A 23,443-nucleotide genomic window follows, 5' to 3' on the forward strand; every position below is an offset into this window, starting at 1 on the left:
TGAAAAACTATTTTACCAACTAATTAGGATAAATTGCAAAGACACAAATTAACAGTTAAAGACTCCCTACCTAATTAAGCTCCCTCTTTATATTCGAAAAAACCAAAGACAACAATGTATCTTTGGCTTTTTCTATAACATGCTTAGATAAATAAGTGGTTATTTCCATTTTGGAGTAAGTTCATTCACTACTTGAAGCATTTTTTGTGCCTTGAGCGCAATACTCACTCCATCCTGCTTGAATTATTCACCGTAAATGTTATTCCCTAATAGTTCAAGCGTATCAAAAATTCGAACACCGTAATCCATAAATTCATCATACCCTACTTCATAAACACGACCTTCTTTAATCGCACTTACATCTTTAAGAAGAGGTTCATTTAAAATACTCTCAACAGCATTTGCATCTAAATCTGCATTACGATCTGCCTTTATATAGACAATTACATCTGGGTTTGAACTGATAAGTGTTTCTAATGATGGGTCTGCACCATTACCATTACCTTCAACAGCTGGTACAAGATTCAACTTTGTTAATAAATCTTTTTGTAATCCCTCTGATACTCCAAAAATATTTAAAAATGATGGGGAGATAGATTCATGAAAAAGTGAAATGGATATGTGACAGAAGGAATCAAAAAAATGATTCACGAAGGTAAAATTTATTTAGCTAAGGAGGATTGAACAAGGTTAGCTAGACAAGATCTTCTAAATACCTTGTCTAGCCTATCTTTGCAATAAGTTTGGTAGCGGACTAAATAAAAAGGGGATATTTCATCATTTATATTTATCTTTTAACTTATCGCTGCCTATGCCACCAATCACCATTAAAATTAGCGGTAGAAAATTGGTGACCACTTTCGGTAACCCTTCTAGTATAAGAATATTTGTACGGACAAAATGATTTAAAGCGATAATGACTATTTTTGAAATTAATAAAAACACACTATCGAACAAAAGCTTCCACTTTGGATACGCCAATTGCTTACTATCTTGAATTACTTTTGCTTTCAACTCTTCATCACTCCTTAATAGTTCGTCTATCGTAATACAACATAAATCACTTAAATCGATGATTACCTCGATACTTGGATAGTTTTTTCCTGTCTCCCATTTGGAAACGGACTGGCGACTAACATGAATCTTTTCAGCGAGCTCTGTTTGTGACCAGCCTTTTTTTCCCTTTCTCTTTTTAATCGTTCACTAAAAATCATATTTCTCATCGCCCTTCCTTACAATTTCAGTATTCATGAAGTAAGTAGATGAAGTAAAGCTAGTTCTAGGTGCATCAAGACGCAACCTCTAGTTGCCACCTAAATTGCCCCCACTCTATCGGTAACTTCTAGCTTTTCATCATATTAAAATAATAATTCCATTTCAATCTATACTCTTTATATCTCTCTAGAAGACATTGATACAAAACAGGGAAGCCAGTTTTCTATGCATATATGATATAATAGTATAGTTATGTTTTGGCACCAAGGAGGTCTAATGATGAAGTTAAATAAAGGGATTTTATTCGTATTATTAGGTGCTGCATTCTTTGGTTTTACACCAATATTTGCTAAATTGGGATTTAGCTACGGCTACTCACTTGGCCAAATTAATATCGTTCAAATGACTATTTCCTTTTTATTATTATGGTCTTTTACTCTTAGTAAACGCTCTAGTTTCAAAGGGCTTAATAAGAAGAATGTTCTTCAAATTATGATGACCGGCTGTTTTATCGGACTAACAAGTATTTTTTATTATGGTTCAATGCAATATCTACCGGCCTCATTGGCAATCATTTTAATGTTTCAATTCGTTTGGATAGGGATCATTTTAGAGTGGATTTTCAGCAAAATAAAGCCTGCACCTATGACAGTATTATCCATCATTTTTATTTTAGTAGGGGTCTTTTTTGCTTCGAATATTTTAAATGGAGATATACAGAGCCTTCCTTTTAAAGGTTTGGTTTTTGGTATTTTATCGGCCTTCACTTATGCAGGATTTATTTTTTTCAGTGGAAAGGTCGCTGTAAATGTGGACCCATGGACTCGGAGCTCATTGATGGTAACAGGATCAACCATTTTAGTACTTATCCTATTTATGCGTGATATCCCATCTGTATTGCCACTGGAGCAAAACCTATTAACGACCGCTATCGGAGTTTCGCTATTTGGCGCCGTACTTCCACCATTATTTTTCGCGGTGGGCGCACCTTTGGTTTCAGGAGGAATTGCAAATATATTAACATCCATTGAATTACCTATCGCAATCCTGTCAGCTAGTCTTATTTTATCTGAAACAGTAACACCGCTTCAGTGGTTAGGCACGGCTATTATACTAGCAGCTATAGCATTAAATGAACTTGATACTAATCTCTTCCGAATTAGAAAGCATTATTAAGGATCAAAATTTGCATAATACAAAGGTGAAATCAATGATATTTGCGAACTTGACGATCAACCTTTAGTAGATATTTATATATAAAAGGATTACTATATTATGTCAAGAAAATGGATACTACAAACAAAGAGAAGCAATCAACGATTAATTCATCTTCCTTTGTTTGTAGTATTGCTTTTCATAGCAACAGAAGACATATAATTATTTGTTGAATGAACCGGTTAAGCGGTCCGCAACGGTTGTAGACTTTTCCTTCTTCATTTTTTGCATAGCCGATGGAGAAAATGCTGATATCTCGCTCATCTAGATCACGACCCATTAGTTCATTATAAAGGGTTCTAAATTCTCCATCTTCTGCTACATCAATGATCGTTTCTGTGTCACTCTCCGATTATAAAAAGCCTCATTTACTTGTGATACGGTTCTCCATGATATATTTAAATGAGGTTTTGCTTATTCATTTAAGCAGCCATCGGATAGGTTGCTATATACAGAATAGTAAGGAAATATTTTCAAATTCCCCAGTTCATTATTTTAGATGTTCATTTAGAACGTTCTCTTCCAAGACATCAAATGTATCGCCATACACTTTGATAATGTGTTTTTCTCCCCAAGTGCAAAGCGAATTTAAGATACCTTGTAAGCTCCATCCATATTCACTTAACTCATATTCCACTTTTGGAGGAATTTGATTATAAACAATTCTATTAATGACTCCATCTACCTCTAATTCACGTAATTGTTGAGTTAACATCTTCTGTGTAATATCTGGCATAAGACGTTTCAATTCACTTGTTCGTTTCTTACCGTGTGTTAGATGGCATAGAATTACACATTTCCACTTTCCCCCTATCACTTCCAGTGTCGCTTCTACTGAAATATTGTATTTCCTTTTCTTCATATTATAGTTCCTCCTCATGTATAGGAACTTAAAAGTACCTATAGTACTTTTAAGTACGTACTTCTCTATTGATTTTATATGTATCATAATAGCATTTATCGGTTGAGTTTTAATGTAATTATTTTTTAGTTTACTTAAAACAAGATCGTTCATACATTACCAAATTATTAAGGAGGAGAAAAATGTCTTTAGATAAAAAACAAAGCACATTAGCACTGTTAGCCTTAGCTATAAGTGCATTTGCAATAGGAACAACTGAATTTATCAGTGTAGGGCTATTACCATTAATAGCAAATGATTTACAAATATCTGTTACGACAGCAGGCTTAACAGTTTCCTTATATGCATTAGGAGTAACATTTGGGGCACCGATTCTAACATCCATTACTTCTAGTATGTCACGAAAATCATTACTACTTTGGATTATGGTTATTTTTATAATAGGCAATAGTATTGCTGCTAGTTCGACAAGCATTGGTGTGTTACTTGTTGCTCGTGTTATTTCTGCCTTTTCACATGGAGTTTTTATGTCCATTGGCTCTACCATCGCTGCAGATTTAGTACCAGAAAATCGAAGAGCTAGTGCCATATCCATTATGTTTTCAGGACTCACGGTAGCCACTGTAACAGGTGTACCATTGGGAACATTTATTGGACAACAATTTGGTTGGAGAATGGCCTTTATCATCATCATTGTCGTTGGAATTATAGCCTTAATCGCGAATAGTATCCTGATTCCATCTAGTTTACGAAAAGGTACTCGTACAACGTTTCGTGATCAATTCAAATTAGTGACAAATGGTCGCTTATTACTTTTATTTATGATTACTGCCTTAGGTTATGGAGGAACATTCGTTGTCTTTACTTATCTATCACCGATGCTACAGGAAATAACAGGATATAAAGAAGGAACAGTTGCTGTGATTCTTCTTGTATATGGTATTGCGATCGCTATTGGCAATATGGTAGGTGGAAAGCTGTCTAATCGCAATCCGATTAGGGCATTATTTTACATGTTTATTGTACAAGCGGTGATACTATTTATTCTGATGTTTACGGCACCATTTAAAATAGCAGGATTGATGACCATTTTCTTAATGGGGGTTCTGGCTTTTATGAATGTGCCGGGATTACAAGTGTATGTGGTCATGTTAGCAGAACGATTTGTACCGACTGGAGTAGATGTGGCGTCAGCCATCAATATTGCTGCATTTAACGCTGGAATTGCAATTGGATCCTACTTAGGTGGTATTATCACGGACTCTATTGGACTGATTCACACCTCTTGGGTAGGAGCACTTATGGTACTGATAGCTGCCATCCTTGCAGGTTGGAGTGCATCTCTTGAAAGAAAAGACCAAAAAGGGGATAAATTGAAGGAGGTGGTTTCCTAAGTAATAAATGTGTGAAATCACCAAATATAGAACGATCTCATTTCTCATAATAAAAATTGGAGGTTTATTTATAATGATTAAAAACATACAAGATACAACTACTTTGCATAATGGTGTAAAAATGCCTTGGTTTGGAATTGGGGTGTTTAAAGTAGAAGAAGGACCTGAACTGGTTAATGCAGTTAAATCTGCAATTAAACATGGGTACCGTAGTATTGATACAGCAGCCATTTATGAAAATGAAGAAGGAGTTGGTCAAGCTATCCGAGAGGGGATAAAAGAAGCAAGTATCCCTAGAGAAGAACTATTTATAACATCGAAAGTTTGGAATTCTGACTTAGGTTACGAATCAACTATAGCAGCTTATGAAACAAGCCTAAAGAAACTTGATCTTGAGTATTTAGATCTCTATCTTATTCACTGGCCTGTAGAAGGTAAATATAAGGAAGCTTGGCGTGCATTAGAAACTCTTTATAAAGAAGGAAGAGTAAAGGCTATTGGAGTAAGTAACTTCCAGGTCCACCATCTTGAAGACTTAATGAATGATGCTGAAATTAAACCGATGGTCAATCAAGTAGAATACCATCCACGTTTAACTCAGAAAGAAATTCAAGCCTTTTGTCAAGAACATGGAATTCAGTTAGAAGCTTGGTCACCTTTAATGCAAGGTCAATTATTAGATAATCTAGTCTTACAAGGAATTGCAAATAAGTATAACAAGACCATTGCCCAAGTGATTTTACGATGGGATTTACAAAATGGTGTTGTAACTATTCCAAAATCCACGAAGGAACATCGAATTGTTGAGAACTCAACTATATTCGACTTCGAACTAACTAAAGAAGAGATGCAGCGAATTAATGAGCTAAATCAAAATCATCGAGTAGGGCCAGATCCTGACAACTTTGATTTTTAAATAAAAAACAGACACTTTTCCTCTAATAAAGGAACTGCACCCCAATTGTTAGACGCATCTATCAATTGACGGTGTAGTTTTTATCGCTATATATACTTTAGAACAAAAAATTAGCTACTGTTCATGAGTTCATAAACTTGGTATTACAGCTTTCTTACCACCATAGCGTCATTTCATGAAGCACAATTCTTCATTGTCAAAGTGAACGTCTAATGTATTCCGTTCACTTTGATTTAAAAAACCTCATTTACTTATGGTAAGGTTCACCGTATTAATACTATACACAAAGTTAGTTTTGAACAAAAAGTTTTCATATCTATTTAATATTCTACCCCACAACCTTATGTGGGGTTTTTAGCTTTCCTGCTCCAACAAATAAAGTACTATTCCATTAAAATTTACTAATTGTTTTTTAATATGATAAAATATTTTGTGTATAGGAAACATTTTAGTCCTAATGCATAAAATACAAGAGCCCAAAATCAAACATACAAATTTTTTTGTTCTCATTTTTTACCTAAGGCAAAAAAGTTTGTATAAAGAAAAAACAACCTAAATATTTAAAGAGGAGGAGTACTCGAATGGCAATTCAATCAAAAGCAAATAAAAAAAGATGGTTGTTCCCATCTCTTATTGTTTTAATGCGTGTTCTCTTTGGAATTGGTTGGCTATTAGCTGGAGTAACCAAAATTTCCGAAAAATTATGGTTTAAAGAACCTGGGATATTTCTGAATGAGTATTTAATCAGTACATTAGAGAAGCCAAATGTCCCATTGTTTTATAAAGTTTTCATTGAAAACGTAGCTTTAGAATATGTGATGACTTTAAACTATGTCATTCCTATCGTTCAAATTATTCTTGGTGTACTTATTGTAATGGGATTACTTACTGTACCGTCAATTTTAATCTGTCTCTTCATGCACATTAACTTCATACTTTCTGGAAATATGAATTTAATGAGCCTTGTTCTTTATACAAGTGCGTTTACTTTAATCATTTTTAGAATGAATATTTATCATTTAAGTCTTGATAAGTATTTTCATTTAGATATTCTGTTTACTACTAAGATATCCATGCCACCTAAAAAAGAAAAGTTGCTTAGTAACAATTAGCCTATTACCTTTAGGTAAATATGTCTATTAACATTAAAGTAATCCAACACAGTAACCCAAAGATATTGAATAACACAAATAAATATAACAATATTCTATTAACCTTCAATGTCATTACTCCTTTACCTATTGATGTTAATAGTTATTTACAATAATTGTATTCTATAATAACCATAAAATTCTATCTAAGTATATAATAAAAAGCCGTCACTAATTTTTGTGACGGTAATTTATGATACTTACATCATTACAATAAGGAAATTCAATCGTTCTTTTATTCTTTTCTTAAAGGAAACTTTGTACTACTTATGGTACGATTCACTGTAACGTACCATAAGTAGGTTTTGATATGAAATGCTAGTTAAGGGTTTGCAAACTGCGTTTCAACCACTTTCTGCTATTCAGAATAATATCCTTATACCTATGATAGGGTAGTTATCGCTCCCTTCTATTTCCTAGTGTATGCTTTTCTCTAATTTCTTTTACATCATTTTTTGATACGTCCCTTGATCTTGTTTTTCATCTTTTTCAAGCGTGTTAAACGTTCTAATAATAAATCCTTGTAAGCCTTTTGCATCTTTTAATTCTCTAAATGCTTGTTGTCTTTGCAGGTCAACACATTCTCGCAATTCTTCTCCTCCACCCGACGGGAAAATTAGTCCATTGACTAGTCTTCTTTCATTTAATGCCGTCCCAACAATACAGCCTTCACTATTTGGAATATAAGTAAATTAACCTTTTAACGCTATTTAAAGGAAAATAGGATTTTAATTAAAATAAAAATAACAATTGCAGCTGAGAAAAGGTAGCTTCTTTTGAAACAAACTTTTATCCGTTATATCTAAATAAGAGTTTGTGATTCACCCTTAAAATAAAGTATAGTTAGTATCTAATAAAATAATCCTCCGATTAAGGATGTGTCAACATGCGTATTAATAAATATATAAGTGAATCTGGAAAAGCATCTAGACGAGGTGCCGATAAATTAATTACCGATGGGAGAGTTACTATTAATGGTAAACGTGCAACTATAGGCAGCCAAGTTGAACCTGGGGATGAAGTTCGAGTAGATGGAAATCCAATCCAAGTAGCAAGGAATAATGTCTATATTGCTTTAAATAAACCTGTCGGCATTACTAGTACAACAGAAAAAGGTGTAAAGGGGAATATTGTTGATTTGGTCAACCATCCATTAAGAATATTTAATATTGGGCGCCTGGATAAAGATTCAGAGGGCTTAATACTTCTTACGAACGATGGCGACATTGTTAACGAAATTCTGCGTTCTGAAAATAAGCATGAAAAGGAATATATCGTTTCAGTAGACAAGCCAATTACTCCTGAATTCTTGAAGAAGATGTCAGAGGGTGTCAAAATATTAGGTACAAAAACACTTCCTTGTGAAGTAGTTCAATTATCAAAATTTGATTTTCAAATCATTTTAACACAGGGGCTAAATCGTCAAATTCGCCGCATGTGCGCTGAATTAGGATACGACGTTTACCGATTGCAAAGAACCCGAATCATGAATATTCATTTAGGCAACCTTCCTCCTGGACAATGGAAAGACTTATCCAAGAAAGAGCGAACTCAATTATTTAGAGAATTAAACTATGAGCCAAAAGAATGGTAGAAAACTATGGAATATCAAGTTTAGGTAGAATTATCATTGGATTAATGTCCAACTAAAGGGACAATCTCATTATAATTAAATCTTAGTACTTCTTTCCAAGAAAGAAGTACTAAGGAAGATATGCATAAGGGCCATCTATACCCTTAAGAACCTCATTTACTTATGATACGGTTCACCGCGTTATATCTAAATGAGGTAATAAGTTGGAATGACTCTATCTAACTTACTAAATCCTAGCCATTTGCCTATCTATTTTCCAAACCTTTTGCGATATCCGCATTTTCTACATAGTTCCTCCACTGCCACTCTTCGTGAAAAACCATCTACAAGGTTTTTTGCTCTATCCATCTCGATAATATCAGAAAATGAATTATCATTAATATTTCCAAGATTGATAACTCCCTCACCATCTAGACAACAAGGAATAACAGTTCCGTTTGCTAAAATACCTGCTTGATTTCGCATGCCATAGCAGAAGCCCTTCCCATCATCTTCTTCTTCATGTAATGCAGGCCACTGAAACTCGTAATCTTGATTGATGAAGATGCGGTCCGCAATTTTCACGCCGCTTCCTGGTACGACCTTCTCTTCAATTTTGTAGTCTAAATCAAATTCTTTCTCAATAATTTCCAGTAATTCTCTGTTTCGTTTTCTTTCAATATTCGTCGTATTGTCTTGTGTAAGGTTCCATAATCTCAGGGAAACAATCATTTCTGATTGGCTCGTTGCTTCTTTAATAAAAGAAAGGATACTTCTCACATACCCTTCCTTATCTTTAGAACCAATATGGCCATCAAAGCTATGGAGTGAGAAATTCATTTGTCTTAGCGCAGGCTTATTTAATAGTTTTTCCCTCTTTTTATTAATTAATGTTCCATTGGTTGTGATATTAACTTTAAACCCTTTTTCATAACTTAAGTCTAACAATTGGTCTATTTTAGGATGGAGCAGTGGCTCACCTTTTACATGTAAATAAATGTAGTCTGTGTGCGGTTTAATTTGGTCTAATCTCTTAGAAAAATCCTCCACAGAAATGAATTGCTTCTGTCGTTCTGTTGGCGGACAAAAGCTGCATGCAAGATTACATACACTTGTAATCTCTAAGTAAAACTTCTTAAATTTTTTCACCATCAATTCCTCACTTCTTTGACTACTTAGAACAGGATAAACTATTATTCTATCACTATTACAGCATATTTGTTCATAAATAGGAACATGCTTATTAAAGGAAACTACCGTTACCATTTTTCTGTTTAACAGAATGCACTTGTATTTTTCCTATTATTTATCCTACTATTATCTACACAGGAGTTCCTTCAGTTGTACTGTCTACATAATAGTAGAAAACCATCAAAGAATTTTCTCCAATGATCTTCACATGTTAGCGAACGATTAGGTAACTAACATATTATCGAAATTTTAACCAAAAATGTTCCACCATATAGTGTATTCCATTTTCTGTAGTCTTAGGAGACACCCTTACTTAAAAACTTCATTTACTTATGGTAAGGTTCACCGAGTTGTGTCTAAGTAAGATTTGTAGTACATAATATCTCTGTATAGACATGCACTTGATTACGTCCCTCTCGTTTTGCTGAGTATAAAGCCTGATCCGCTTTATTTAAAAGCTGATAAAGGGTTTCTTCTGTCTCTTTAGTTGCTTCAGCTACTCCACTGCTTAAAGTAACAGAAATAACTCCCTCCGTTGTAATGAGAGGCCGTGCCTCTACATGCCTACGCAGCTGATTGGCTAACTCTTTACCTTCTAAACCTGTCCTTCCTTTCAGTGCAAGAACAAATTCCTCACCACCATAGCGAGCAAATAGCGTGCCTTCCTTCAATTGCGATTGGCAAACCTTTACTACATGCAGAAGCAATTGATCACCAACATGATGGCCATAGGTATCATTCACTCTTTTAAAATAATCAATATCAATCAACACTATCGAAAACGGCGATGAATCCTCCCTTGCTGCAGCAAACTCTTGCTCACATTTCTGAAAAAATGCTCGCCGATTATAAATTTTTGTAAGCTCATCATAATAAGCTTGATACTCTAATTCCATCTGTAGCCTTTTTAACTCTGTGATATCAGTAAAAATAATTAATAGTCCTTTACTATTATTAGCATGTTGCAATGATGAGGTACGAACTTGAAAGATACGCTTTAAATGTTCAGTAGCTAATTGTATTTCCATAGTCAACGATTCAGTCTCAAATTTAGAAGGAAATGAGTCTCCTGATAGTTCAAACCAAGCCTTTTCAAAATCCATCCCAAACATGGACTTGTTTAATAATGGAAACATGCTCTTACACGCTCGGTTAAACTCAATCAATCGATTAGAGTCATCCAACACAATAACACCATCATTTATACTGTTAAATATCGCGTCTTTAGCAATTGGCATAATTGTAAACATACGTGATGAATTAATAGACCATAAATATAAAAGCGAAGAAAGCCATAAAACCATAGGTACGGGATCAATACCAGGAGGTGTTAATCCTAGTAAATAAACAAAAGCTGTTAGCATAGGAACTAGTTGACCGCAAAATAAAGAGATTAATTGCGGACGATAAATCTTGGCTGTTTCTTTCCAATGAGAGAGTACTAGTAAAAACGCTACAAACATACAGGCAAATGTGAAAACGCCATGAATCATATACCATATGCCAATTTCCTGATGAATGTAAGGAGCCCCCAAGCTTTGATCAACTTCAAACACTCTATAATGAAGATGATGAAAATCATTCGTAGCAACCATAACTAAACTAACGAAGGGAATAATAAATAGAGCCATACACCTTTTTTTCATTATTTTCATTCCTAAATACTGCATGATAAACAATAACCCTAAGGGTGGAGAAAAGGGCATGCCAACATATTGGATGATTGTCCAAAGCTTGATTTGCTCAATTGCCGTAGCCATTAAGCCAAAAGCAGAAGCAAAACAATAAATTGTGATGGACACAGTATAAAGATTAAAAAAATTAGCGATATTTATGTAATGATGACGCTTTACAATTACGTACGAACATAAATACACATTAAGCACGCCAGATGTACAAATAAGAGTAATATAAGCTGTTAATTGCGAATTCACGATTTGATACCTCTTTTGGATAACACTTTTTCCTTTAATGTAGTATATAAAAAAATAAATGTGGAACCTTATTGAACAATATTTTCATGAATTGATCTCTATAGATGCTTTATCCCACCTTAACGGGCAGTAAAACTCCGACTTCAAGATTCGGAGAGAAGCAAAGAAGATAAGTGGAAGATAACTGCCCGTAAAGATCCGACGAACGATTGACGTCCAAGTCAGGCGAAGCCACAGGATGTGGCGTTCCTGAGCGTGATAAGTCTCGCTAACCATCAGTGGGGAATGCAGAAAACCCCCACTGATGGAAGTCTCACTTTATGTTACTGAAAACGAAAAACGAAAGGAAAATTGGTTTCAATCCAACTCCCCTTTCGCTTTCATATATTTTTAGGTTTATCCTATGTCATCTTGAGGTCATTTCCATCATTATCATAGCAAACGCGAACTCATCTGGATATAAAAAGCTACCAATACAGGACAGTTTCGTTTAATAAAAAATGGACTATCTATTATCTCTTAACTAATTCACCCATGACCCAGTTGGTTCTCTCACCGTTTACTCCATTACTCTTTTCCACTAGCTGTCGTCAAAACAGTGGGCTCATTTACTTATGATACGGTTCACCGCACCTATTTAACCGGCTTTTTATCCCCTCATTAACCCATCCTGAAATTAGTCTCTAATCATCTTTTTCTGCCTATTTAACAATTATCTCAAGGTCACCAGTACTTAGCAAAGCTTCTTGCTGTTATTCATCAAGTTTCCCCATATCAAACAGGCTTTTTCTTAAATCTCCCCGGTTTAGCGAAAGTATACGTAAACGGTGAAACATTTTTTCGTTGGTTTAAAAGGTTAAATAACACGGAACAATCTAATCTAGGCGTAGAATTCAATTTTCAATACCTTGGGGATTTAAGGATAAACTTCACAATAGATATTTTTACTTGAATAAACCATGTCCGGTTCTTTTTTGTAAAATATGGACAGAATATCCATTGCAATCACAAATAAAAGAGGTTACTATTCTAGCGGTAACTTTACTAGAAGCTTGCACATATTGTTTAAATTCATCAGGAGGTTACATATGCGATATGTTATTTCTATTTTAGGTATTCTTGTTGTATTGTTTTTGGCTTGGTTGGCAAGTTCCAATCGAAAAGAGGTAAAATTCAAACCAATTATCACGATGATTATCATTCAAATTATTTTATCAGTGTTACTGTTAAATACAGAATATGGCCTCATCATCATCAACGGAATTGCTACTATTTTTAGCATACTGCTCGAATATGCAAACGAAGGGGTTTCCTTTGTATTTGGCGGCATGGCAAACGAGGGAGAGGCTCCATTCTTTTTAACTGTATTGCTGCCAATTGTATTTATTTCTGTATTAATTGGAATTCTTCAACATCTGAAAATTCTGCCGTTCCTCATGAAGGGAATTGGATTGCTATTAAGTAAAGTGAATGGGATGGGTAAACTTGAATCATATAATGCAGTTGCTTCGCTGATGGTCGGACAATCAGAGGTTTTCATCACGTTAAAAAGACAACTCGGCCTGCTTTCGAAACAGCGTTTGTATACTCTATGTGCTTCGGCGATGTCGACTGTATCAATGTCCATAGTCGGTGCTTATATGACGATGCTGGAGCCAAAATATATTGTCACAGCTTTAGTTTTAAATTTATTTGGCGGTTTTATCATAGCTTCTATTATTAATCCGTACGAGGTAAAACCAAGTGAAGATCTATTAGAAATACAAGAGCAGGAAAAGCAATCCTTTTTTGAAATGCTCGGGGAGTATATCCTTGATGGTTTTAAGGTTGCAATTATCGTCGGTGCCATGCTGATTGGGTTCATTGCTTTAATAGCTGCATTCAATCATGTGTTTGAGCTATTGTTTAACATTTCTTTTCAGCGGCTATTAGGTTATCTCTTTGCTCCAATTGCCTTCATTATGGGGATTCCTTTATCGGAGGCGGTTAGTGCCGGGGGGATTATGGCGACTAAACTGGTGACCAATGAATTTGTCGCGATGATGGATTTATCCGGAGGCAATCATCACTTTAGTGACCGCACAATGGGAATTCTTTCTGTATTCCTGGTTTCATTCGCCAACTTCTCATCCATTGGCATTATTACCGGGGCGGTCAAAAGTCTGAATGAAAAGCAGGGGAATGTCGTCGCACGTCTTGGGTTGAAACTGTTATATGGCGCGACACTTGTAAGCATACTCTCAGGCATCATCGTTAGTTTCATTTTATAAAACGTGCTGGGTAACTACGGCGTATTGGCTGTTGAAATGGAAAACAACGGCCGAGGAAAGGCAAACTACCTTTAATGACATGGTTCTGATTGCATTAGAATCCTTATTATCATAATTACTTAAAAAAGGCAGTGGGAGCGAACCACTGCCTTTTAATAATGTAACCTCATTAACAGACCTTTAATTTCCTCATCAAGCATTAATGTTTCTTCAAATTTTTTCGTACTCTTCGCTAAAGCAATATCATGATAAAAAAAGTCTGCAAAGAATTTGACAAAGGGCTTTGATTTGGTAATCATAGAAAAGCAAATTTCATTAAAAAATCCCCCTACTAAACACAGGGATAATTTAATAACCATTTACAAAGTCGGCGATTGTTTCCCTTTCGTCTTCTGTAAGTTCCCTTTTTACGTACTTTTCGTATTCCTCAATTATTTTCTGTTTATCACCACCGTAAATATCTGTATATTTTGCAATGGTTCTAAGCTTAGCAGCTTCCTTATTAAATTCCTCTTTTGAAATCGGCTTTTGATGCGAAGGTATATATGTATCTGCATCAAATAATTCTAATTCATCTAATAGCCGTAGTGTTTCCTTGATTGTATAGTTTTCTTTTTCGGAAAAAATATCAGGATAAATGCAGTCACCAAGAAAGAGAATCTTTTCTTCTTCGATATACACGATTACTGAATCTGCAGCGTGATCCCCTCCAACGTGTTGTACGATACAGGTTACCCCACCAAGGTCAATTTCCACTCGCTTTTCAAAAGTTAAATCCGGCAAGACAATCGTGATATCTCGGTGATCCGTGAATTCCTCCTTAATTGCATTCGCACAAAATTCAATTTCCGATCCTTCTTTCACTCGTGCATCTAATGCCTCGTCTGACCATGAAAGCGGGATTAGCTTCTCCATTTCTTTTTTTGTTTCTTTGGAAGCAATAGAAACTGTATTAGGTAATGCTGAAAGACCAAAGATATGATCCCAATGCCAATGAGTAAGAACAACCATATCAGGATTGGGGACCTCTCTTTTTAAAAGTTCTTTCAGAAAATAATTTGCATGGTCTTCCGAGTTGCCTGCATCAATCATTAATGTCTTGTTATTGCCCACCACCATCCCTAGAATGGGCCGGTCCGTCACCGATATTGGAGTGATATACCAAAAACTCTTACCTATTTTGTTAATTGAGTGCATAAAGGGCTGCATCCTTTTTTTTATAATATTTTAAGTCGAATAGCGGTTGTTTACTCATAGAGGAATTTCTCAAAAAACTGCCTCTATTTATGGTAAGGTTCCCCTCGATTAATCCGATAAGCTCGATAAATCTGCTCTACCAAAATCAATCTCATTAACTGGTGAGGAAATGTCATTTTAGAAAATGAGAGTGTGTCATTTGCTCGTTTCATCACGGCGTTGCTTAATCCAAGTGATCCGCCGATGACAAATGCAATTTTGCTCTTTCCATATGTTGCGAGCTGATCAAGGTCCTTTGCAAGCTGCTCTGAGGATTTCATTTTCCCCTCAATTGCAAGTGCAATGACATGTGTGTCGTCATTTATTTTGCCTAGTATCCGCTCTCCCTCTTTCTCCTTCACTTGCACCATTTCCGTCTCGCTCAGGTTTTCTGGTGCTTTTTCGTCAGGTAACTCGATTACTTCTAGCTTGGCATAGATTGAAAGTCGTTTTAAGTATTCATCTATGCCTTGCTTTAAATACTTCTCTTTTAACTTTCCGATTGTCACGATTGAAATATTCACTTTCGTTCCCCATTTCAAAGAATCATTACCTACAGAAGTTATCCACATTTCTGGATATGTTATCCACATTTAGGTGATATTTTTAGCCCCCGACTACGTATACAGCAGGGTTTGTGCACATTTCGCAATTTGTGGATAACTCTCCAATTCCCTCTATTTTTTCTATTTCTGGTGCTAATTCCTTCTCATCAACATACATATCAATTGCTAATTCTATATGTTCCTCACAACAATACATCTTAAATCCTCCTTATCCACATGTGGATATCTCCTTATTAAATTTTAACATTTTAATGTTATCCACAAGTTCAAATAAACATCTCTTACAGTCATTAAAAAGAGAGCCCCTTTCAGCTCCCTAACAAATCTTCTTCTCCTAATTTCATCTTTCCAGTTTTCTGTTCCCCGCTTCGGTAATAGGTAAATTCAACTGTGTCTCCAACTTTCTGGGCGTATAAGACTTTCCTTAGAGCGATAATATCTTTTACTTCTTTTCCAGCTAATTTAGTGATCACATCATATTCTTGAAGACCAGCTTGTCCCGCAGGTGAAATTGGATCGACACTCATAACGACAATGCCCTCTTTAACCTCATTTGGCAACTTTAATGTTTGCTCTATATGGTAGCTCGATACCTCGTTTAAGGATCTCATGCCAATTCCCATATAGGGCCGTCTTACTTCACCATATGTTTCAAGGTCCTCTATAATTGGAATCACAAGGTTTGTCGGAATCGATAAGCCAATCCCCTCAACTGCTGATTGGGCAATTTTCATTGAATTAATTCCAATCACTTGCCCTTCTATATTTAGAAGTGCCCCACCACTATTACCTGGATTGATTGCAGCGTCGGTTTGTAAAACCTCTGCGTTCCAATCTACTTGACCATCGCCATTTGAATCAATCGGAATGGCTCTTTCTGTTCCTGAGATAATCCCTTGTGTGACTGATCCTGAGAATTGTAAGCCTAATGGATTCCCAATTGCAATGACTGGCTCGCCTGGTCTGACATTGCTCGAATCTCCAAATTTAGCTACCTGTTTGATTGACTTACCATCAACACGTAGTACCGCTAAATCATTTAATTCATCACTCCCAAGAATTTCAGCGGGGATTCTCGTACCATCACTTAGGCTTATTTCCACTTGTGAGGCACCAGAAATAACATGATAGTTCGTTACAATAAAAGCACTGTTCCCTTCTCTCTTATAAACAACACCTGATCCGGTTCCCGCTTCACCTGCTTCGTTCCAAAATCCCGCTTCTTGAAGATTAACAACACCGACAACTGCCTCTGAGACCTCATCAACAACCTTTGTAATCGCCGTATTTATATCAACAGAGACATTTCTTGCTGGTATAGTCGTATCTGTTTCGCCATCGTTTTGTGTTACCTCTCCACTTATGTCCATCTCATAAGGTAACAAATCAAATGTAGGAATCGCAACAAGCATAAGCAGGCCTCCGAAAATCGCACCTACTAGCCCCGCTAAAAACCAGCCACCACGTTTTCCCTTTTGCCTTTTGGCATTTCCATTACCATTATCTTGATCATAGTAACCCACGTTAACTCATCATCCCTTTCCATACCACTTGATGAATAGTCAATATTCCTACTTAACATTATTCTCTTGTCTATAACATATTAACCACATTTTTTCAGCTTTGTATTGAAAGAGGTGTGAGAAATATTGAAAATCTTGATGGTAAATGGTAGGTAATTAGAATTCGATTTATTACTATACTCACAGCAACTAGCCCCTAAAAGTCATAAGTCACTCCATACTGTAAAATGGAACGTGATTATGCCTGTTTTGGGGCTAGTCAAGCTGCTTCACTTTTTTTAAATTGCTACAAGCGTTGTCGGGGTCGTTGGGTCTGTATCATATAACTCAAATTGCTCGCCAGTAATAAAGCCTTTACTTGCTAGTGTTTGCTCTACAGACATTCTTGCTAAATCTTTCATATTGTTATCTTTACTTAAATGAGCTAAATAAATTCGCTTTGTTGCATCACCGATTACATCCATCATCGCGATGGCAGCATCCTCGTTTGACACGTGGCCGACATCACTCAAGATGCGCCGCTTTATACTCCAAGGATAATGTCCCATTTGGAGCATTGACACATCGTGGTTACTTTCAAAAACAAATGCATCAGCATTCCGAATTGTCCCTTTCATTTTGTCACTTACATAGCCAGTATCGGTAATCAAGGCTAACTTTTTCCCTTGATGGTGAAAGGCAAAAAACATTGGCTCTGCTGCATCATGTGATACACCAAAGGATTCTATATCCAAGGAGCCAAATGTTTTTACCGCTCCCGTCTGGAACACAAATTTTTGCTCCGTAGCAATTTCACCAATTAAACCGCTCATTGCTTGCCATGTTTTTTCATTTGCATAGATTGGTAGCTTATGCTTTCTCGCAAGCACACCTAGTCCTTTTATATGGTCACTATGCTCATGAGTTACTAAAATTCCCGAGAGCTTTTTAATATCTCGTCCGATTTTCTCAAATAAAAGTTGCATTTGCTTACCGCTTAATCCTGCATCAACTAAAAATGACTGACTTTCGGTTTCAACATAGATTGCATTCCCCGTACTTCCGCTTGCAAGTACACTAAACTGCAAGCTCATCGCTTTCCACTCCCTTTTCCTATTGAGCTGATTGTAAAACCTCGCCCTCTAAGGCATTAACATAATAGCTTTCCCTCATATCTTCATCTGTTTCCACGATAATATGCCATGTTGGCGCCAATATTTGTTGGTTTGAAAGTGGAATATGGGTATAAAAGCCATATTGAATCTGTATGATCTCACTATTTGATTTTAAATATTTCTTGTTATATAGAGCTTCAATTGCCTTCAAGGCAGGTATCGCAGTTTCCTTTTCTTCAACCTCATTTATATCTTCAAGCATAGACTGTTCATATGCAATGATCTCATTTTTCTCATTTAAATATAAAATTACCATTCCAATATGATCATCTTTTACTTGAAAAATATTTTGATTTTTATACTGTTGGATATAAATCATTGAATTTGTCAGTTCATCTGTATACCAGTAGTGATAAAGCTCTCCAGAGATTACATTTTCCTTCAAAAATTGACTAACTTTACTCTTTTCATTTACATCTGGTAATGGAAATGGTTCGCCTAGATCCATATTTAAAATTCTAAAGGTATCTCCACTAAGTTTACTATTCGTTAAAACGAGTGTTTGATCTTTTAACTTACTTACTTCGTCTAGAGTAAAATCCTTACTTTTAGCCGTAATATAGAAGCCCTTACCAATATCTCCTGGTAGATTATCATACACAATGCCATCTGCGGCTAATTGCTCTTCTGTCGTCGCCCGTTGCATAATAGCATAGTCACTCTTGCCACGTAGCTCATAGAATTCAACCATTAAATAAATATCCAAAATTAGAAATGCAAGAATAAAAATGGTTTTTGTTTTACTCCAATCCATTTTCATCCCCCTTTGGCTTTTCTAGAATTTCATTTATTTTAATTAATGTTCCATCATTCAATTCGATACACCAAACAGGGGATACCTCAACAACTTCCTGCCTATCTGAAGCTCCAAGTTCATACGCAATATAGATTTTCTTGATACGCTCTTTCCTTAACCGCTCATCATCTTTAATCACTTCAACAACTGCCCTGCCAGACATTAAGGTAGATTCGCCATTTGGAAACTGTGTCTTGAGATGATACGAAGGACGTTCATATTTAGCAATTTCATTTTGTCCCCATCTTTGAGAGATCTTAGTCGGTCCAAACGGCTCTTCATTTGAATTAATGACTGGTATTGATTCGATCGTCATGATAAATTCGATTTCCTGATCATTTTCAAGTATATCATATAAGACATAATCATCTGTCCAGCCACCATGGTCATTTATAAAGGCAATACTTTGTTCAACAAGGGTCTTTGCCTCTATAAGATTTGAATCCCTTAATGTAGGGTTCACATACCTCAGACTATGAGTACTCGGGAAAATACTAAGCTCCCTTGTCCCATCTGTATATCTATTTTTTGAAATATCCGCGTCCTGCTTTACAATTCGAGGGTTACTAAATAAGGTCTCTTTAAACCTTTCCCCCTCTATATCCTCAAACAAATATTTATAGCTAAATAAATTTACTTCCCTTTCCGGTAGTAAAATTTCGTTTGTTTCTCCTGAATTGAAGACAAAATAGGGGTCAAATTCCCCCCTTTTTTCATAGAGATCTGAAACAAAGTGACTAGCCTCCTCGTGATTGACAGTCAATTCTACAATTTTCATATCCTGATCAGAAACAAAATAAACCTTTTGTACTTCATTGGCCTTTGCCACTTTTAACAGGATTCGGTCAAATGAAGTAATTCCATTTATTTCAGTATCCCATTCAATCATTGATTGAAAAATTTCGAGTGGAATCTCTTCATAAAATCTAAGCTCAAGATTTCCCCCTATATCCTCATGAATTAATTGCTCTAAATCTCCCTTTGTAAACGATGTGGAGAAGCCCCTTTCATTACTATAATTGTACTTCCACCCTTGCATTTCCCTCCAGAGGCTATTTAAATCGTCCGAATTTAACGTACTATAATGTGTTTCATTATCATGAATAAATAATTGTTGCGGCTTTACTACTTCAAATAGCCTTTTTGTCTTTTCAGCAATTGGGTCTCTTTCAACAAGTATCTGATTTTGAAGTTCCTCGTTAGAAGGGCGAAGACTCCATACATTCCAGGTAAAAAATAAACTTATGATTACTAGCACGGCTAAAATGGCACTTTTTATTGACTCTTTATTCATCCCACTCATCCTCTTGTTCCGGGTCATAAGGCAAAGTAAAATAGATCGTTGTTCCTTGGCCTTCTCCACTTTGCGCCCAAATATCACCACCATGAGCAAGCACCATTTCCTTTGCAATTGCTAATCCTAAACCTGTTCCTCCAAGTTTTCTTGTCCGGGCTTTATCAACACGGTAAAATCGACCAAATATCTTTTTTACGCTTTCCTTTGGTATTCCTACACCTTCATCCCTAATACGTAGTTGAAGATCCTCTGGAAGGATATCAATGCTAAAGGTCACTTTCCCACCTTCAGGAGAGTACTTCAGTGCATTTGAAATGATATTATCTATTACCTGAGTAATTTTATCCGTATCAATTTCCACGTAAAGCTTTTCCTTAGGTATATTCCTAATGAATGAAACATGTTGAGGTTTCGTCATTTCAAATCGATCAATAATTTTGTTGAAGAAATCCGGTAAGTTTATCCAGTCCATATTTAATTGGTACTCTGTACGATCAAGCTTTGATAGTTGAAGTAAATCATTTACTAACCTAATCATACGTTCTGTCTCTGTTTGCGTAACATTTAAAAACTGAGGTGCAATGTCCTTGTCCTCCCAAGCACCATCTGCTAATGCTTCTAAGTAACTTCTCATCGTTGTTAGTGGTGTTCGAAGCTCATGAGAAACATTTGCAACGAATTCCCTTCTTTCTTCCTCAATTTTTTCCTGTTCTGTAATATCATATAGCACGGCAATGATGCCATCAATTTTACCTGATTCCTTTTGAATCACAGAAAAACTCACTCTTAAAATAAAGGGTAGTTGCCTAGTACTTGAATCAAGAATAAATGATTCTTGTCCCTCGACAATACTATCAAATGTATATTCCTCTTCAAGTCCGAGTAATTCAAGTATGTTCACATTTTTTAATGTTCCACGTGTAACATCTAACATCTCTAATGCTGGATTATTGATTAAAATGACCTGACCATTCTTGTTCGTTGCAATAACACCATCGGTCATATGAGCGATAACAGATGCAAGCTTTTTGCGTTCACCATCAGTTGTCGCTTGAGCATCTTCTAGCCTTTCAGTAAGGTAATTAAAGGTTACAGCTAATTGGCCAATTTCATCATCACCATACACTTTAACCTTACGCGAAAAGTTTCCATTTGCTAGTTCGATGGCCTGTTTTCTCATATCCTTCATTGGCTTTGTTATCGTTCGTGCAAGGAAAATGCCTAACCCTGCGGTAATACATAATGCCAAAATTGTTCCTGTAGCAAATATCTTATTAATAATCCTCATTTGGGAAAAAATTTCTTCCATCGACGCAACGATATAGATTGCACCAATCGTTTGATCACTAAAGTTATTTGCATTTATTGGCATCGTCATAACGCGAACACGCTGTTGTGTATCCGGTTCAATATAATCGTTATTGTAATCAAGTCCTACTAGTGCACGAAGTACCATTTCGTCAGTCGTTTTTCTACCAACTATATCCTGATTTGCACTAGTGGTAGCAATGACTGTCTTATTTTTATCAATTACACGGACTTCGAGGATTTCCTCTGTCAAGAAACCCTCAATAATCGTTGTAATCTCTCCAGTAGGTGTTTTGCCATCTGTATATTCTTTTGAATCTCGTGACATTTCTTGTTCAATATTATAAACGAGTAAACTTACACGTTTCGTTAATGCGTCTTCAAAGTTGCTTTTTAATGATACTTCTAATTCCTTAACGAAATAAATCCCAATTATTTGCATTGCTATCATAATAAGTAAAACGTAAACCATGACAAATTTAAAGTGAATTGAACCGAAGAAGCCTACATTTTTCATTTTCTACTCCTGATCAGAGTTTCGCAAATAGTAGCCAACTCCACGTCTTGTTACGATCCACGTTGGATGGCTGGGACTATCTTCTATTTTTTCTCGTAATCTTCTCACCGTTACATCGACTGTACGAACATCACCAAAATAATCATAACCCCATACCGTTTGTAGGAGATGTTCACGTGTCATGACTTGACCTATATGTTGTGCTAAATAATGCAGAAGTTCGAATTCTCTATGTGTTAGCTCAATTGTTTCTCCCCGTTTTGACACGACATAGGCATCGGGATGAATGGTAAGGGAACCGACTGTAATTTCATTGGTAGATCCTTTTGATTCACTAGTATCAATCGACTGCTGGCGACGTAGATTAGCCTTGACGCGAGCTAATAATTCGCGCGTGCTGAAAGGCTTTGTCACGTAATCATCAGCGCCTAACTCAAGTCCAAGAACCTTATCGATCTCTGAATCCTTTGCTGTAAGCATGATAATTGGCATCTCGTATTTTTTTCGTACCTCTCGGCAAACTTCCATACCGTCTCGATTTGGCAGCATGATATCTAATAATAGAAGGTCTGGGTTAATTTCCTCTACCATTTCGATAGCTTGATCTCCATCATATGCACAATAAACAGTATATCCTTCCTTTTTTAAGTTAAATTGCAAAATATCTGCAATTGGTTTTTCATCATCAACAACTAAAATTTTCTTTTCCAATGCACTCGCCCCTTTAGGTTACGTGTAAACTATATAATTAAATGTAACATTTATACAGAAGAGATTCATCATTTAAAGATCTATTCCTGTATGTATCTTGTTAAAGTCACGAAATTCCCTATCTCCTTTTTATCCCCCATTAGTGGGTATTAATTCCTCTTTATAATAACTTTAATGAAAAAAGGGACTGACCTAAAATAGTTAGTGTCAGACCCCTTTTTATCATTTTCCGACAGAAGACCCCCTCCCTCAATGAATACGTAGGTCGTAGCCCAATGGGTAGGGAAGGGATGATTATCGGTTGGCGCTAGCCAAAATGGTTGAATAAACTGAACGCACGTCCTATTATGTTCCTATACAAATCGATCTTTGAAAATTGAATAGAATATAGGATTCCAACAACTAACCTATCATTTGTTGGGTAAAATTCTATGCATGTTTTTTGTTCTTTGTCTACCGACAAGTTATTCACGATTACCAGAGAAGATAAATGGTCTAGCCTGTCGGGTGCAGTAGGAAAAGAACGTTCCTGAACAAATGTGTCAGAGCTTTTTGCTTTCAGACAAGTTCTACACTTGTAGACTCTTTCTTGCAGGATGAACTCGATCTTGAAG

At 35.9% G+C, this 23,443-nt stretch carries 20 protein-coding genes and 1 pseudogene; 6 read left to right on the plus strand and 15 right to left on the minus strand.

The window, feature by feature from the left end; genetic code table 11:
- Positions 1-243: 243 nt before the first annotated feature.
- Positions 244-651, minus strand: coding sequence for an ABC transporter substrate-binding protein (locus K9V48_RS07575; RefSeq protein WP_224138097.1), 408 nt, complete (start codon positions 649-651; stop codon positions 244-246).
- A gap of 126 nt (positions 652-777) precedes the next feature.
- Positions 778-1,214, minus strand: a pseudogene (locus K9V48_RS07580) (helix-turn-helix domain-containing protein).
- 280 nt (positions 1,215-1,494) lie between these two features.
- Between K9V48_RS07580 and K9V48_RS07585 the strand changes: the two are divergent.
- On the plus strand, positions 1,495-2,391 hold the full coding sequence (locus K9V48_RS07585) for an EamA family transporter (protein ID WP_224138098.1): 897 nt from the start codon (positions 1,495-1,497) through the stop codon (positions 2,389-2,391).
- A gap of 529 nt (positions 2,392-2,920) precedes the next feature.
- Here K9V48_RS07585 and K9V48_RS07590 read toward each other — a convergent pair.
- Complete coding sequence (locus tag K9V48_RS07590; protein WP_224138099.1) at positions 2,921-3,292, minus strand: winged helix-turn-helix transcriptional regulator; 372 nt, start codon at positions 3,290-3,292, stop codon at positions 2,921-2,923.
- Positions 3,293-3,474: 182 nt separating this feature from the next.
- On the opposite strand from K9V48_RS07590, the gene K9V48_RS07595 reads away from it, so the two are divergent.
- From K9V48_RS07595 to K9V48_RS07605, 3 genes are all read left to right on the plus strand, one after another.
- Positions 3,475-4,686: an MFS transporter gene (locus K9V48_RS07595; protein ID WP_224138100.1), complete on the plus strand. Its 1,212-nt coding sequence runs from the start codon at positions 3,475-3,477 to the stop codon at positions 4,684-4,686.
- 73 nt (positions 4,687-4,759) lie between these two features.
- Positions 4,760-5,602, plus strand: a complete 843-nt coding sequence (gene pgoN / locus K9V48_RS07600; RefSeq protein ID WP_224138101.1) for a glyoxal/methylglyoxal reductase — start codon at positions 4,760-4,762, stop codon at positions 5,600-5,602.
- Positions 5,603-6,183: 581 nt separating this feature from the next.
- Positions 6,184-6,714 (plus strand): DoxX family membrane protein, encoded by a 531-nt coding sequence (locus tag K9V48_RS07605; RefSeq protein ID WP_224138102.1) that lies wholly within the window; start codon positions 6,184-6,186, stop codon positions 6,712-6,714.
- 482 nt (positions 6,715-7,196) lie between these two features.
- On the opposite strand, the gene K9V48_RS07610 is transcribed toward K9V48_RS07605, so the two are convergent.
- A complete protein-coding gene (locus K9V48_RS07610; protein WP_224138103.1) occupies positions 7,197-7,343 on the minus strand; it encodes a hypothetical protein in 147 nt (48 codons plus the stop codon).
- 296 nt (positions 7,344-7,639) lie between these two features.
- Between K9V48_RS07610 and rluF the strand changes: the two genes are divergently transcribed.
- Complete coding sequence (gene rluF / locus K9V48_RS07615) at positions 7,640-8,347, plus strand: 23S rRNA pseudouridine(2604) synthase RluF (protein WP_224138104.1); 708 nt, start codon at positions 7,640-7,642, stop codon at positions 8,345-8,347.
- Positions 8,348-8,596: 249 nt separating this feature from the next.
- Here the strand turns inward: rluF and K9V48_RS07620 are convergent, their stop codons facing one another.
- Both K9V48_RS07620 and K9V48_RS07625 read right to left on the minus strand, forming a co-directional pair.
- Positions 8,597-9,475: a radical SAM/SPASM domain-containing protein gene (locus tag K9V48_RS07620; protein WP_224138105.1), complete on the minus strand. Its 879-nt coding sequence runs from the start codon at positions 9,473-9,475 to the stop codon at positions 8,597-8,599.
- Between the two features lie 398 nt (positions 9,476-9,873).
- Positions 9,874-11,451: a histidine kinase N-terminal 7TM domain-containing diguanylate cyclase gene (locus K9V48_RS07625; protein ID WP_224138106.1), complete on the minus strand. Its 1,578-nt coding sequence runs from the start codon at positions 11,449-11,451 to the stop codon at positions 9,874-9,876.
- A 1,088-nt stretch (positions 11,452-12,539) separates the two neighbouring features.
- Here K9V48_RS07625 and K9V48_RS07630 point away from each other — a divergent pair.
- Positions 12,540-13,721 carry a NupC/NupG family nucleoside CNT transporter gene (locus K9V48_RS07630; RefSeq protein WP_224138107.1) on the plus strand — a complete coding sequence of 394 codons (1,182 nt, stop codon included), beginning with the start codon at positions 12,540-12,542 and terminating at the stop codon, positions 13,719-13,721.
- A gap of 348 nt (positions 13,722-14,069) precedes the next feature.
- Here the strand turns inward: K9V48_RS07630 and K9V48_RS07640 are convergent, their stop codons facing one another.
- The 9 genes from K9V48_RS07640 to yycF form a co-directional block, all read right to left on the minus strand.
- Complete coding sequence (locus tag K9V48_RS07640) at positions 14,070-14,918, minus strand: MBL fold metallo-hydrolase (protein ID WP_224138108.1); 849 nt, start codon at positions 14,916-14,918, stop codon at positions 14,070-14,072.
- 83 nt (positions 14,919-15,001) lie between these two features.
- The gene (rlmH, locus tag K9V48_RS07645; RefSeq protein ID WP_111617231.1) at positions 15,002-15,481 is read right to left on the minus strand and encodes a 23S rRNA (pseudouridine(1915)-N(3))-methyltransferase RlmH; all 480 of its coding nucleotides are present in this window, start codon (positions 15,479-15,481) and stop codon (positions 15,002-15,004) included.
- 82 nt (positions 15,482-15,563) lie between these two features.
- Entirely contained in the window at positions 15,564-15,719 is a 156-nt protein-coding gene (locus K9V48_RS07650; RefSeq protein ID WP_224138109.1) for a CxxH/CxxC protein, read from the minus strand.
- Positions 15,720-15,831: 112 nt separating this feature from the next.
- On the minus strand, positions 15,832-17,046 hold the full coding sequence (locus K9V48_RS07655; RefSeq protein WP_224138110.1) for a S1C family serine protease: 1,215 nt from the start codon (positions 17,044-17,046) through the stop codon (positions 15,832-15,834).
- A gap of 278 nt (positions 17,047-17,324) precedes the next feature.
- On the minus strand, positions 17,325-18,119 hold the full coding sequence (gene yycJ, locus K9V48_RS07660; protein ID WP_224138111.1) for an exodeoxyribonuclease YycJ: 795 nt from the start codon (positions 18,117-18,119) through the stop codon (positions 17,325-17,327).
- A 19-nt stretch (positions 18,120-18,138) separates the two neighbouring features.
- Complete coding sequence (locus K9V48_RS07665) at positions 18,139-18,954, minus strand: two-component system regulatory protein YycI (RefSeq protein WP_224138112.1); 816 nt, start codon at positions 18,952-18,954, stop codon at positions 18,139-18,141.
- Positions 18,941-20,290, minus strand: coding sequence for a YycH family regulatory protein (locus K9V48_RS07670; RefSeq protein ID WP_224138113.1), 1,350 nt, complete (start codon positions 20,288-20,290; stop codon positions 18,941-18,943). The genes K9V48_RS07665 and K9V48_RS07670 overlap by 14 nt, the downstream gene beginning before the upstream one ends.
- Positions 20,283-22,118: a cell wall metabolism sensor histidine kinase WalK gene (gene walK / locus K9V48_RS07675; RefSeq protein WP_224138114.1), complete on the minus strand. Its 1,836-nt coding sequence runs from the start codon at positions 22,116-22,118 to the stop codon at positions 20,283-20,285. Before walK ends, K9V48_RS07670 begins: the two co-directional genes overlap by 8 nt.
- 3 nt (positions 22,119-22,121) lie before the next feature.
- Positions 22,122-22,829 carry a response regulator YycF gene (gene yycF, locus K9V48_RS07680; RefSeq protein WP_111617238.1) on the minus strand — a complete coding sequence of 236 codons (708 nt, stop codon included), beginning with the start codon at positions 22,827-22,829 and terminating at the stop codon, positions 22,122-22,124.
- Between the last annotated feature and the right edge of the window lie 614 nt (positions 22,830-23,443).

Source organism: Metabacillus rhizolycopersici (assembly GCF_020075705.1).